Annotated in this window: 16 protein-coding genes; 8 read left to right on the top strand and 8 right to left on the bottom strand. The window is 63.4% G+C overall.

The window, feature by feature from the left end:
- Window positions 1–2: 2 nt before the first annotated feature.
- Window positions 3–614: a helix-turn-helix domain-containing protein gene (locus AB0N61_RS03490; protein ID WP_363361741.1), complete on the bottom strand. Its 612-nt coding sequence runs from the start codon at window positions 612–614 to the stop codon at window positions 3–5.
- Window positions 598–1,230 (bottom strand): hypothetical protein, encoded by a 633-nt coding sequence (locus tag AB0N61_RS03485; RefSeq protein WP_363361739.1) that lies wholly within the window; start codon window positions 1,228–1,230, stop codon window positions 598–600. The genes AB0N61_RS03490 and AB0N61_RS03485 overlap by 17 nt, the downstream gene beginning before the upstream one ends.
- 43 nt (window positions 1,231–1,273) lie before the next feature.
- Here AB0N61_RS03485 and AB0N61_RS03480 point away from each other — a divergent pair, with 43 nt between their 5' ends.
- Entirely contained in the window at window positions 1,274–1,879 is a 606-nt protein-coding gene (locus AB0N61_RS03480) for a helix-turn-helix transcriptional regulator (RefSeq protein WP_363361737.1), read from the top strand.
- 7 nt (window positions 1,880–1,886) lie between these two features.
- Here the strand turns inward: AB0N61_RS03480 and AB0N61_RS03475 are convergent, their stop codons facing one another.
- Both AB0N61_RS03475 and AB0N61_RS03470 read right to left on the bottom strand, forming a co-directional pair.
- On the bottom strand, window positions 1,887–3,338 hold the full coding sequence (locus tag AB0N61_RS03475) for a relaxase/mobilization nuclease domain-containing protein (protein WP_363361736.1): 1,452 nt from the start codon (window positions 3,336–3,338) through the stop codon (window positions 1,887–1,889).
- 12 nt (window positions 3,339–3,350) lie between these two features.
- On the bottom strand, window positions 3,351–3,944 hold the full coding sequence (locus AB0N61_RS03470; RefSeq protein WP_363361735.1) for a hypothetical protein: 594 nt from the start codon (window positions 3,942–3,944) through the stop codon (window positions 3,351–3,353).
- Window positions 3,945–3,973: 29 nt separating this feature from the next.
- Here AB0N61_RS03470 and AB0N61_RS03465 point away from each other — a divergent pair, with 29 nt between their 5' ends.
- Together AB0N61_RS03465 and AB0N61_RS03460 are read left to right on the top strand one after the other, a co-directional pair.
- Window positions 3,974–4,438, top strand: coding sequence for a hypothetical protein (locus AB0N61_RS03465; protein ID WP_363361734.1), 465 nt, complete (start codon window positions 3,974–3,976; stop codon window positions 4,436–4,438).
- A gap of 607 nt (window positions 4,439–5,045) precedes the next feature.
- Window positions 5,046–6,485, top strand: a complete 1,440-nt coding sequence (locus AB0N61_RS03460) for a hypothetical protein (RefSeq protein WP_363361732.1) — start codon at window positions 5,046–5,048, stop codon at window positions 6,483–6,485.
- A gap of 12 nt (window positions 6,486–6,497) precedes the next feature.
- Here AB0N61_RS03460 and AB0N61_RS03455 read toward each other — a convergent pair whose 3' ends face one another.
- Window positions 6,498–7,577 (bottom strand): hypothetical protein, encoded by a 1,080-nt coding sequence (locus tag AB0N61_RS03455; protein WP_363361731.1) that lies wholly within the window; start codon window positions 7,575–7,577, stop codon window positions 6,498–6,500.
- A 448-nt stretch (window positions 7,578–8,025) separates the two neighbouring features.
- Between AB0N61_RS03455 and AB0N61_RS03450 the strand changes: the two genes are divergently transcribed.
- The 5 genes from AB0N61_RS03450 to AB0N61_RS03430 all read left to right on the top strand — a co-directional run bounded on the left by AB0N61_RS03450 (window position 8,026) and on the right by AB0N61_RS03430 (window position 10,766).
- Entirely contained in the window at window positions 8,026–8,538 is a 513-nt protein-coding gene (locus AB0N61_RS03450) for a sigma-70 family RNA polymerase sigma factor (protein WP_363361729.1), read from the top strand.
- Between the two features lie 2 nt (window positions 8,539–8,540).
- The gene (locus AB0N61_RS03445; protein WP_363361727.1) at window positions 8,541–9,197 is read left to right on the top strand and encodes a hypothetical protein; all 657 of its coding nucleotides are present in this window, start codon (window positions 8,541–8,543) and stop codon (window positions 9,195–9,197) included.
- Complete coding sequence (locus AB0N61_RS03440) at window positions 9,194–10,207, top strand: ImmA/IrrE family metallo-endopeptidase (RefSeq protein WP_363361726.1); 1,014 nt, start codon at window positions 9,194–9,196, stop codon at window positions 10,205–10,207. Before AB0N61_RS03445 ends, AB0N61_RS03440 begins: the two co-directional genes overlap by 4 nt.
- A 67-nt stretch (window positions 10,208–10,274) precedes the next feature.
- A complete protein-coding gene (locus tag AB0N61_RS03435; RefSeq protein WP_363361724.1) occupies window positions 10,275–10,430 on the top strand; it encodes a hypothetical protein in 156 nt (51 codons plus the stop codon).
- Between the two features lie 75 nt (window positions 10,431–10,505).
- On the top strand, window positions 10,506–10,766 hold the full coding sequence (locus tag AB0N61_RS03430; RefSeq protein WP_363361722.1) for a DUF3892 domain-containing protein: 261 nt from the start codon (window positions 10,506–10,508) through the stop codon (window positions 10,764–10,766).
- Window positions 10,767–10,938: 172 nt separating this feature from the next.
- Here the strand turns inward: AB0N61_RS03430 and AB0N61_RS03425 are convergent, their stop codons facing one another.
- From AB0N61_RS03425 to AB0N61_RS03415, 3 genes are all read right to left on the bottom strand, one after another.
- A complete protein-coding gene (locus tag AB0N61_RS03425; protein WP_363361721.1) occupies window positions 10,939–11,280 on the bottom strand; it encodes a hypothetical protein in 342 nt (113 codons plus the stop codon).
- A gap of 551 nt (window positions 11,281–11,831) precedes the next feature.
- Window positions 11,832–12,113, bottom strand: a complete 282-nt coding sequence (locus AB0N61_RS03420; protein ID WP_363361720.1) for a hypothetical protein — start codon at window positions 12,111–12,113, stop codon at window positions 11,832–11,834.
- Window positions 12,114–12,296: 183 nt separating this feature from the next.
- Complete coding sequence (locus tag AB0N61_RS03415) at window positions 12,297–12,533, bottom strand: helix-turn-helix domain-containing protein (RefSeq protein WP_363361718.1); 237 nt, start codon at window positions 12,531–12,533, stop codon at window positions 12,297–12,299.
- Window positions 12,534–12,653: the final 120 nt, after the last annotated feature.

The raw sequence follows: 12,653 nt of genomic DNA, 5'->3' as shown, positions 1-12,653 counted from the left end.
GCTTATCCACTCTGTTCCGTGCCCTCCCGGATGAGGTTGACGATCTCCATCGGGTCTAAGCCGACAACGAGCCAGGTCCGGGGTGCAATCGGCTCGTCGGCGATCCTGAGTTCGGCACCTACCCCAGACATGAACAGCTGTGCTCGCTCGGGAGTCCAGTCTTCGGGGATAGCCCGCAAGATGTCGCGAAGACCGGGCAACACGCCTAGCAGTTCATCGAACTGCCATGCGGGGTAGCGGCGTCGCTTTCCCACGGTGAAGAAGTAGAGCGCTCCTTCATGCGCACGTCGCCGCACCTGTCGCACGCCGATTCCGAGGAAGGCGGCGGTCTCGTCGTCGCTCAGAGAATCGACAACCGCATCGATTCGTGCTCTGAACTCAGGGCGGAGCCGACGCTCCGGATGGTCCGGATCTGGCGGGGCGAGGACGTCCGCACCCCGGTCTGCGATGAACGCCGTCATAGTGGTCAACAGAGCGCTCACCAGCTTTGCGTCGCGCCCCTGCTCCGCAGCCGTCTCAATGAGCAGATTCAAGGACTCCGAAACCGTGTCAGCGTCGGCTTGAGTCCACGGCTCCGATTCCGCGCTCGCCGCGTGCTCATCGGCCGATGTCATAGGAGTACTTCTCGAGAATGCCGGCGACGATGTGTGGATTCATTCCCAGGTCGAGCCAGTCGCTGGGGGAGCGGTGCCGACCGTCTACTGCAAGTTCCATACGCGGGGCGGCCATGAAGTAGTGTTCTGCAGCTAACGGCCAGTGCTCCGGGATGGCGGGGGCGACGACCTCTATGCCGGCGACGACAGGCTTATCCGGCTGGGGTGAGAACTGCCAGGACGGATAGAGAGCTTGACCTTCGTGTGTGACCCGGCGGAGGTATCCCGCCTTCGTAAGGCGCCTCAACGCGGTCTCGGTGATGCGAAGTCGGGCCGCCGCGCCTTTTGGGGCAAGCGTCGCAGCCGCCACGGCGTCGCTCGGCCCGCGCCCCGATCGCGGGGGCTTCTTTCGGACGAGGTCTTGGATGTGGCGTTCCCGGATCGCGATCTCTCGGAACTGCGGACCCGTGCGGAGGCTTCGACTGACACCCTTGTCAAACTCGACGAACCCCCGCTGGCTCCACTTCGACAGTACGAAGTACCTGAAGCGGTGGACGGTTTGCAACCGCTCGGATGGCTCCCACCCGGCAAGAAACGAAGGCGCTCCGTTTGTCTCGGGCAGAAGGTGCTCGAACACTTCGCGGAAGGTCGGTCCCTCAGAGTGTTTGCGATGATGGTGCATGACGAATAGCGACGCTGCCAGGCCCCATTCGCGGCCGGAAGCTCCCTGGGTGAAGTCGTCGAACGCTGCGATCCATGCGGCCGGCGGGCAGCCTTTACCGCCCCACCAAGTGTTGGATTTGCGTCTTGATCGCGGATTGATCATCGCCGCTATCGTCCTTTCGCTCTTACTCTGTCGTCCCGACAGCCTGCGGACGTCGCTCGGCCGAAAAGGGGAACCGGCCGGTCTCGCAAGCGTTGCGGATGCGGCTTCCCGTACACAACACTATGGCTTACGCGTAAGCCCATACAAGGCTGCCATCCTCGAAACGCTTGAGGATGTGACGGAAGGAGCTAGCGCAGCGGATGCAGAGTGGCAGACCTTCGTACTGCAGCTCTCGGTGCAGCTGCGCAGGCTTCGCCTCGCGGCAGGACTGAGCCAGGAGGAAGTGGCTTCTCGCGCTGGCCTGAGCCGCTTCATCTACCGCCAGTACGAGAGCGGCGAGTCCAGGCGTGGCACAGCAGCCAACCCCGCGCTTCGCTCAATCCTTTCGATCGCTCAGGTGCTTCAGGTTCCAATCGAGGATCTTCTTCCGAAGCCGGTGCCGGACCTCCGCAGTCGCTAGCCGTCGACTATAGCTCTAGCTCGCCCTCAATACGCGGCGACGGATCGTCGTGCATATCGAAGTCGAGCATCGCCTGTCGTCTCGGTCTGCGTCGTCTCGCCTCCGCAATCGAGTTCGCATCGCGGTTCTCAGGTGCGGGTGACGTCGGAGTTGACTGCGGAGCTTCGTGGTCAATGCCGATCTCGGTGCCGGGGTTCGATTGGTTGAAGGTGTCGCTGGCGCCGGCAGAGGCCGGCGCCGGGAGACTCTTGAGAGAGGTGCCTTCAAGCTCCATGCGGAGGTCGTCCAAGTCGCGTTCTCTCTGCAGGTCACTCGTCGGCGCGACAATCGGAGAGTCGCTCGGATCCGCATCAATTGTCGCCGCCGACGGGATGTCTGCCGGAGGCTGCTGCTCAAACGACCTCCGCGCACGGAACGGTTTCGCGCGCTCATTCTCGAACTCCGCCCAATAGATGGCCATGCGGGCCTCGACTTCTCTTTCGTCCTCCGCGGTCAAGACGGATGTCATCGTGCGCGCAGACCTCGCAATCGCGTCGAGCTGGCTGGCGATACGTTGTTCGAGGGCCGTCGCGGTGTAACCCTCGCCAATCGTGGAACCGCGGCGGCGATCACTGGCCGTAGGCGCACGGAAGGATCCGTCGTGCATTCGACGCATCATGCCAAACGACACGAGATCAACTTCTTCCGCGCGCTCGACAATCACCCCCTCGGTCTGAGCGTTTGTGACAAACGTGACCCAGTCTGTCGTGCTGCGGGCCGTCACTGCGGTGTCGATGCGGTGCTTAAGAACAAGCAAGCTGAATGGCTCGAGCCGAAGTGCTGAACCCGGCTCGGCAGTCGCGCGCTCTGCTTGCCACTGTGCGTGGCGTGTTGCCTCAATCAGTGCGCGCTGCTCTTTCGTCGCCGCGCGGCGCAATCTGCTGGGCTCGCCGAGAACACGGCGATCCAGCGCGTCGGTATATGCCTGCTTCAAGTCGTCGGACTGATCGAACCCTTCGCGTTCCAGAACCGTCTCATGCGTCTCGACCAGACGCGCGTGCATGACGGCCGAACTGTTCAAACTGTCGCCCGTCGTGGTGTTCACGCTCGAGGCGACTAGGTGATTATGGAGGCAACCGCCGGCTCCGTCCCGCTGTGTGACGACTAGTACTTGGCGCCCTGCGAACACCTCTTCGGCAAGTGCGACACCGAGGTCCTGCGCAGTCATCCAATCGCTCGGATCGTCGGGGTCAAGCTCATCGTTCGATGAGAAACTCTGGATGACGTGATACGCCTGCACATACGCGCCCGGCTGATTCTTACCCCACTTCTCGCGAACATCTCGCATTTGGTCTTTGGCCAATGACACGAGCAGTCCACCCGTCCCGGATGCCATTACGTAGCGCTCGCCTCGCTGATCTTTCTTGGGCTCGAGGACGTAGCGGATGAGGTCGTCAGCGGAGCGCGTGGAGCTCGCCATCACGACAGCCAACTACTTCGCGCCTCGCTCGGGAAGACCGCGCTGCACGAGGTGAGCGACGCGACGTTCGATATCATCGGGCACGTTTCGAAGCTCCGCCACGGCGCGCAAAGCGGCTACGAGATCCTCGAATGGGACTGTCTCTTCTGTGGCAAGGCGAGCGGCGATTCGGTTGAGGTCGCCGCCGATGCGTGCGATGTACCTTCGCATCGGCGCGATCTCGTATCCGAGTCGCTCCGAGATCGCCCAGAGGCCCCACTCGGATGCGTTCCCGTCGCCGCGCTGGATAGCGAGAGCACGGGCCTCCATCTCTGCAGCGCTCTTTTTGTCGCGCACTAGGAGTCGAACCGCCTCGCTAAACGTGACGTCCTCCAACGCGCGTCCTGACCGCACCGCGATCGCTTCGCGCAGGTCTTGGACGCTGCGCTCCTCCTCTTCGCTGAAGCGGATGCTGCGGCGTTCACCGAAGGTCGTCTTCTTGCGGCGCGTGTGCCTTGTCGTCTGCTTCTTCGCGTTTCCGGTCGCTGTCATCTCTCGGTCCACCTCGATCGAATCCCAGTGCAGACCGGCCCGCTGCTTACTCGTATATGAGCGTATTGTGAGCATAGCCCAACGATGACAAGCAGTTTATCCGTATGACAATCGACTCGAGCGCGGCTGGCATGCGCCGGCAGCTCACGGGAAGCCTCGCGGCCAGCGGTCGCGCCGCGGCGTCCAGGCCGCGCAGAGCCAGAAAGCATGAAGGCGTACTGCCGTGGCTCAACCAGATCCGTCAGAGCGAGATCGATCGTCGTCCTCCGCAATTGATCGACTCCAACGAAGTCCGCTTGCGTCTTGCCTACTCGCGGAGTACGGCGGGGGCCCTGATACGGTCCGGTGTTATCAGCAACGTCGACAGCAACCGCTTCAGTGCCGCGGGATCTGCACTCGGCTACCTCGCGCAAGTGGAGTGTGCGCTGCTCGACGCGCTGCGGCGGATGGACACCGATGTTGCGTTGCGGCTGTCGATCGAGACGGTCGACGACATCACCTTCGACGTAGAAGGCCAACCGTTGAACTGTGGGAGACCAAACACCACGTCGATCGGCGTGGCTCGCTAGGCGACGCGACGGTCGATGTCTGGAAGACCTGCATAACTGGATTGAGACTTCGAGCGTCGGCACGGCGTGGTTCTTGCTCACAACCGCAGATGAACCCGCCGACTCCGACGCAAGTCTTCTCGGTCCGACTCGGAGCCAGAGAGACCTGCTGGCGGCACGAACGAAGCTTGATGCGATCGCCCGCGCCGCGGGCAACCAATCATCGGCTCTGAATCATGCGAAGTACTTGGAGCTCACTGACGACCAACGCCTCGAGCTCTTGACCCGGGTCACGATCCCGGACGGCACAGTTGACGCCACCGGGTTGACGGACGCTCTCGTCGCCTCGGTTCGGAAGGCGAAAGTCGTTTCGCGGCGTATATAAGCCTGCGCGGTCCATCTCGGTGGTGAGTAGTTGATCGATCCGTTCTTTGATGTTCGTGTTCACGATGTTGGTCCTATTTACGCGCCTGACTGTGAAGCGTGCGCGGGTTCCTGGCAAGGCTTCGCCCGACGTAGAAATCACGACGGCGCTGTGGACAACTCACGCCTGCCGGAATGTCGGTGGCGTCCGGGTACTGTTCGGGGAACGTCGAGGCCGGCGTTCTGGGCAGAGAGGACGACGCAGTTGAGTATCGAGAAGCTGGACTTTGGCGACAGCCTGGCAGGGCTCCTTGTCGATGGCGCGGAAGAGACGCCGTACGTCGGGGCGACGCTCCGGGTCCAGGACTCCGGCGTTGAAGTGGAGATCCCGTACCTCCCCGGCTTCGCGGTGGAGCAGTTTGCGTATGTCGACGAGTGGTTCCGCCAGATGAAGCCGCAGGAGAACCTGCTCCTTCGCACGCGCGACGGCGCCGTCATGCTCTACGGCTGCCGGTGGGCAGGACATTCTGAAGCGTCCGGTTCCCGGATCGGTAGTGGGCAGATCGCGCCGCAGGAGACGCTGCTATACGAGCGTGATGGTGGGCTCTCGGAGCCACTCGTGATCAAGACGTGTCGCAGCCGGGTGGACGGCCTGAATCGCTGGGCGCGGATGACTGCCTTCGAGTCGGAGTCGCGGACCGACGAGCAGGGGCGGACGCAGGCGCTGACCATCACCGTTGAGAGTCCGCAGGAGGTCGAGTGGACTCAGGGCGCCGCGACGCTACGGGTGGGATCGCACTGGACATCGTCCGAGCAATCGGATGGGTACGGCCGGACGCATGTCATTGCCGACAACGTCGTGATCGAGTCGGAGTTTGCGGAGCCGCGCCCCTTCTTCGATCATCTCGTCGAGCAGCGCAAAGTCATGCACCTTCTCGTCTTCCTGTTCGGCACCGCGCTTTCAGCTCGTGAGCACCGGGTGCAGGACGAGTCGATTCCGGCTCGTCTCATGGGAGGCGAGATCTACAGCTATCCCTTCGTCGAGCTGATCAGCGCCCGCACAATTCGCGAGCGGGCGCAGCCGATCCCCACCGACAAGAAGCTCGGACGCCCGCTGCTGGTGCTCCAGGAGGTGGGGGCAGAGGGGCTCGCTCGGTGGGCGGACGTCTACGACCAGTGGGAGAGGTTTATCTTGCCAGCGGTGGCTGTGATCGGTCGGCGTCAGCGCTTCACAGAGGACGTGGTGATGTCGACGTCGATGGCGCTGGAGGCTGCGGGGCAGATCCTCGGGCAGCGGCCGGGGGAGGAGGCCACTTACGACGGCTCGCGTCGACGTCCGACCATGGCGACGTACGTGTACCGCTGCCTCGAGCTTCTCGGGATCCGGTGGGGTGACTCTATCCACAGCCAGGTCGGCCTCGCCCGCGCCATCTCGAACAACTACCGGCGGGTCAAGCACGCCGACAATGGCGCCTTCCCGAATCATGTCGAGACGTACCTCGTCAGCGTGATCAACGAGTTGGTGGTGCGGCTTCTGGCTGCCCATTTGACGGGTTCCGCCGACGAATTGCTCGGCCGCTACCGAGAGGGATCGGAGCTCTGGACCGTGCAGCAGCAGTTCGAAGCGAACCATGTTCGTATCGCGGACGATGAGGGCGGCTGGGCTTCCACAGTGCCTGAGGCCACCGAAGGAGTCTCCGCCTGACTATGCGGCGGCTTAGGCGCTGCCAAGCTCCAGTTCGTAGACTGTGCGCAGCAGGGAGCACATCAACATGATGGCCACGACGCAGTTGCGTTCGCTCACCTGGTCGGGCGCGAGCTTGTGCGACACGACGTGGCGCGTTACATGCGTCGGTCGTGGCTTACCGGACTTCTCGTTCCAGTCGTCGTAGAAGCGGATCAGCGGCGCCCTCGTCGCCTGCTCGACCAGGTGCTCCCGCCCCACAGTCGGCTTGAGTGCGTGGTGCGCGGCGACGTTCTGCTGCGCTGAGGCCCAGCGCAGCGCCTCCACAATGCCATGCACTACCGCGACCGCCGAAAGTGCGGCGAGCTCCCAGTGTCCATCCGTGGCCCCCAATAATACCTTCTGTGCGAGCGGAAGCGTCGGGATGCTTGGTTCTTCCTCGACCCGGGCAAGGGTGTGCTGGCAGTCCTCAAGAATCTCGTCACGGTGCGCGATCAGCAGAAGCGAGCGCTCGTCGGCTGACGGCGCGTCCAGCAGTGCCTGAAGGATCTCGCCTCGCGGCACCCACGCCACGGGGATGCCGTCGGAGTCGATCATGGCGATGATCTCGTCGATGCGCCCTTCGATCTCGTCCGTCCAGTTCGAAGGACGGTGCGCAGAGCGGAGCCACTCCCGCCACTTCTCCGTGTCCAGCGACTTGAACAGCGCCTGGATGCCGCTCAGGTCCGGCATCGGCAGCGAAGCGGTCAGCTTGGCCGCCATATCGGCATACGTCGCCGAGTGCGCGGCCGTGATCGAGGCGGAGAGCTGCTGCGCGAGCTTCTGCAGCGCCGGAAACTCCGGGACCGTGACGACAGGAATCGCTGCAGCCGCGATAGTCGACGAAAGCGCAGCCAACTGCTCCTTCGGAATGGCCGGCTGGAAGTCAATCGCCGCCAGCTGCTTCAGCCAGCCGCTGTTCTGGAGGCGAACGGTCTCGTTGACGGCATTCAGGATCAGCTCAAGGCTCGCACGGTTGAACGCCGCCACGTTGGACAGCGACGCGTACATTTCGGCCAGGTCGCGGCGAGGTGCGTCGTCGTCGGGCTCGTCCTCAATGACGATGGTGGACATGGGTGACTCCTTCGGGTCGTTGCCACCCTCTACTCAAGCAGTCGCTACGGACGCGACGGCCAACTCCGGACCACTGGACGGAGATCACCCGCACCTTGCCGCCCGTGTCGCGATTCAACCGCGAAGCTGGTCACGGCGACCTCAAGCGGCGGGTCGTCGAAGCGCTGTCGGTCTTCTTCGAGCGGTTCTTCGGCTTGTCTTGGGGGCGTCTGAGAGCCCGGAGGTGTCATGATTGACGCCGTTCGACGGTCGCCTCCACAACGGGCGTCTGATTCCCAGCTACAGCCTTCGCCCGGGCCCACGCTTGTCGACCGACCGACCGACCGACCGACCGACTCGCCGGAGCGTCACTAACCGTTTCGTGTTCTGTCCCGACTACCTTTTGAAGCGACGACCATCGGCGCTGATGGAGGTGAAGAGATGGGTGCACGGGGCGAGGAGCCTGCACATGGCTGATCCCTCTTACGACTGGGCGGCTCTGTATCAGAAGCATCGCGACGCGATGTACGGAGTCGCCTACGAAGTGCTGCGCGGCAGTGGACGAGTCGACCTAGCCGATGATGCGGTTCAGGAAGCGGTGGTGTCCCTCATGAAGGCGCCGCCACCGGAAGCGCCGCGCAGCTGGGAGGCCTTGCTCGTCGTGACGGCGAAGCGCAGAGCGCTCGACATCGTTGGCTCGGCCGCGATCAGGAAGGGTGTCGAGTTCTCTGAGGAGTACGTCCCAGGCGTGAGATCGCCGGACGATGACGATGTTCTGGAGCGGCTCGAGAAGATGGCACGTGCGAGGCCGGTGATCGCGGGTCTCGGCGCGCAGGAGCACTATGTCCTGGCCCAGTACATCGTTCGGGATCGTCCGAGGGATGACGTTGCTGCGGATCTCGGCGTCACTCCGGGTCGCGTCAGCCAGATCAGTACGAGAGTCTTGTCAGAGATCAACGCAGCAGTGGAGGAAGGAGGGTGACCATGCACTCGGATGACCGAGACCAGGAACTCGCGGATATTCTTGACGCGCGGAAAGGCCGGTCAGCGCTTGCCGCGAGCGCGGACGTGAATCGCCCCGAGCTTCGCAAGCTGCTCGAGGCCGCCGATCTCGCTTGGGCGAGCCAACAAACCGCTCCACCGCTTGATGATGATCCAGTCGCTGCAATGCTTGGCCTCGTACCCGACGCTGAGCTGGAGCTCGACGGAAAGGCGCTGTCTGGGGCCAGGAGGAGTGCGGGTCTGAGCGTGAGCGCGTTGGCGAAGCGACTTACCGATCGAGGGTGGGACGTGACGGGCAGAGACATCTTCACCTGGGAGAGCGGCAAGAACCTGCCCCGTGTCCCTGCCCTGATCAACGCACTCGCGGAGGAGTCCGGTGTGGACGCCGACCGGTTGCGGCGCCCGTCTGGGGCGGATCCGGAGCGAGCTCGGTTGGCTGTCGTCGTGGGGTCCGAAGCGTTCAAGGCGCTGGCGCAGCGCTGGGCGCGGATCCAGGGAACGACTATCGCGCTGGCGGCGTCCGCGCTTGAGTCCCGGATGCTGGTGGCCGTGCATCGTGGTGGCGCACCCGAGGCTGACGTTCTGCTTGAGTCGCTTGAAGCGTTGGTGGACTCCGTTGAAAGCACTAGGGGCGCATGAAGCTTGGGCCGTGGATCGAGCGCGCCGTCAGGATTCTCGATCCCGGGGTTCAGGAGCAGTTCGTCCTTGACCCGCTCGACGCGCTCACCACCGGTATGGGGCTGACGGTGCGCGCGGTGGACTCGCTTGCCGCCAGCCGTGGGGATGGCGGATTCTGCGATGGGATGTCGTTCCTCGACGACGGCGTCATCCTGTACGCGCCCACGCCGAACAGCCGGCGTCAGAACTTCACCCTCGCGCACGAGCTCGGCCACTGGGTCGTCGAGCAAGACCAAGGACTGTTCGACTGGATCGCGGATCAGGCGGATCCGCCTGCGCTTCTTGAGACGGTGTGCGACCAGATCGCGCAACGCCTACTACTACCCGATGCTCTCACGACAGAGATCGTCGGGGCCGACCTCGTCCGCGCGCGCCACGTGCAGGACCTCTTCGACAATAGCCAGGCTAGCTACCAGGCCTGCGCGATCGCGATCGCTCGCCGTATTCGGGGGCTCGGCGCCGTCGTGCTCATCGACCGCTTCGACGGCCAGGTCGCCCACGCGAGTATCCAACCAGAGCCCGACGACGGCTGGCCGGTCGTCTATCCGTGGCGCGGGCAGACACTTCGAGAAGCCCACGCGCTACGACAGATCGCTCCAGGCGCTACCTTCACGCGGCGGATCGCCTGGCAAGACTCATGGGGGAGAACCGCTGACTTCTACGCCGACGCCATCGCCGACGACAGGCGGATGATCGCAGTACTGGCGGGGCACGACATATGGAAGGTCGACCCCGGCTACATGATCCAGCCGCGCGAGTTCGACACGCGCCCGTTGCTGACCGTCTTCTGCTGCGGACAGACCCGTACGTTCCGCGGCTACCCCTGCCCCACGTGCGGCAAGGGGTTCTGCCCCGTCTGCAAGAACTGTCAGTGCCATCGAACTGCCAAGACCGAGGAAGCCTGCACCGGCTGCTACATACTCTTCCAGCGCCACCTACTCGTCGACGGTCTCTGCGAGAGCTGCCGCTAACTCGATCGCGTCCTGCTCCGACTACATAGTGAGGGGCTGACCGTCAGCCCCGGAGATGGAGCCGGAAATGGCGAAGAACATGGGACGCGGTCACCGCGTCGGTGCGGTCAAGGGGCACAGCGAGTTCCAGGTCGGCAAGACCTGGTTCAAGCGCGACACCTCGACGGGCCGCATCATGAACGGCAGCTCCAACCAGCACAAGGGCGTCCGCAACGAGAACTGATCGAAGCGGAGCCGGCCCCGTGTTGGCTCCGTTCGTCACCGCTTCATCTCGCCCTCATCAAGAAAGTAAGGAATCATGGCAGAACGACGAGTAACCCATTCCCGCAAGAACCGCGACGGCGATATCACCGCCATCGGCACGCCGATCCAGTACTGGTCGCCGCGCGCGAAGGCAGACGCCATCAGCGACATCGAGCTCCGCATCCACACGTACTACGTCCAGTGGCCCGAGAAGCGCACCGAGATCCGGGTCGTCAGCGGCGCAACTGGCAAGTACCTCCGCACCGACCGCGACAACACCACCCGCAACAACCTGGACGATCTCCCGGACCTGTGATGGCGGGGAGTGAAGAGTGAAGGACCGCTCCCGCGCATGAGGGGCGGTCCTTCATGCTTCTCAAGGGTGCCCGCTAAGCGCTCTTCGCCTTCGTCGGCTCGCCGAGTGTGACGCCGGCCTTGAAGATGGCCACGCGCATCGTCTCCTGGTTCACGTCGAGTCGCTTGGCGACCTACGAGAGCGAGAGACCGGATTCGTATAGGTCTGCGGCTTTGCTCACCTGTTCTGATGTCATCGGCTGCGGTCGGACGACGAGGCAAGGTTCGCAATGGATGCGCAGGATCGTGGACTGGGCGACGCCAAACTCCTCGGCCAGCGCTGTGGAAGTGGTGGCGCCGCTGTACTGGACGATGATACTGGCCTGCTGTTCGGCGCTCAGGCGGTTCCAGCCGCGCTTGACGCGTGGTTGGAACTTCCGCTCAGAATCCCCGGTTGCCGCGGAAGTCCGCTGAATCTCGGCAGCCGTAACAGAGGTCGTTGAATTGTTGGAGCAGAGGTAGACGATGTCGACCAAGATTGAGCTGCTCAAACCTCTGGACTCGTCTAAGCCACTGGAGGTCGAAGTAAGAGAGCCTTCCGCAGAAATGCGCGAGGCTCACTTTCTGGTTTTATCGGGGACTCGGCGCGCGACGAAGTGACATGCCTGCCACTCGTGAAGCGTCGTGTTCGTCTCGCCGCGGTTGCTTCGATGCCGACGTCATCTGCGTGGTCGATCGACGACAATTCCTATGGCAGCAGCCATGCGGCCTCCGTTCCTGTCCGACATCTATGCGCTGGAAGTGATGCCCGGCCTCGAATCGTGAGCGGAGCGAGGACAGTCAAGCCAATTCGCTCAACGTTGCGAAGGAGGGATTGGTGACCGTGATCTCCTGGCCTCGCTCGCAAAGCCCGAGCTTACGGACGTCCGCGCCTATCTGCGCGCAGCGCCCTTGGGTGACGGAGTCCGACCCGCTCGGCAGGTCGATGGAGGCCTTCGAGGAGAGGGAGGCTCGATGACGCAACTGTCGGACCTCCCTCTCAGGCAAGCCGACCAGGTGTTCCTGGCGAGCCTGTTTACTGACTACTTTAGGTTGCCGGCTCGATGAGCTGAGCGACAGCCGCAAGCAGACGAGCCGAGCGAATCGACTCGTCCTTATCGCTCGCGACCTGCATCGTTTCACCGTTGCGGCTCTTGCGGGTTCGATGCTCTGGCCTGATTTCCAGAAGCTCATAGAGATCTTCGGCCAGTGCGCATCGTGCGTATCCGGCGGACTGCATAGCTTCTTCGATCCGCTTGTCGTACGCGGACTGCTCTGCTTGAAGCTCGGCAATCTGCTTTGCTCGAAGTTGGGAGGTGGTCATTCTCATGGCATGCCTTTCAACGTTTCGGATGGGGAGCGACCCCGACTCGCGGGGTCCGGCTTGTAGGGGCCTGCGTCGATGCGCGAGGCGACTCGCGGTGCCGCGGAATGCGCGCGTACCGATGAACGGCTGTAGACATCGCCTAAGCGATTGACGCGGATCCGGGGTGCATTCGCAAGAAAGAAACGACTACGCGCTGAGTTCTTCCGCAGTGCTACGGCGCTCCTGAGCCAACAACCACTCGTCGACGCTTTCGGGCCTGTAGCGGACGGCCCTGCCGCCTGCACGGATGAACGCGGGACCAGTGCCGCGGATACGCCATTCACTGAGAGTGCGCTCAGTAGTACCGAGTGCCTCTGCGAGCGCTGTCGGCGTGATGAGCGTCGCGAGGACTGACGGAGCGGGGAGCGTGGTCGAGGTAGGCATACGGATCCCTTGGAGGTGGTTTTCTCTCCAAGAGACCCGCTCCATCTGGTCGTCGTGAACCGGCCAATGGCGGTGAAGCGGTTGGTGCGGATGCACCGTCTCTATCGCATCCCCGAAGCT

Source organism: Microbacterium sp. NPDC089320, assembly GCF_040684875.1.
Classification (GTDB): domain Bacteria; phylum Actinomycetota; class Actinomycetes; order Actinomycetales; family Microbacteriaceae; genus Microbacterium.
The sequence above is the reverse complement of the archived record's forward strand: the minus strand, read 5'-3'. Positions and strand labels throughout refer to the sequence as shown.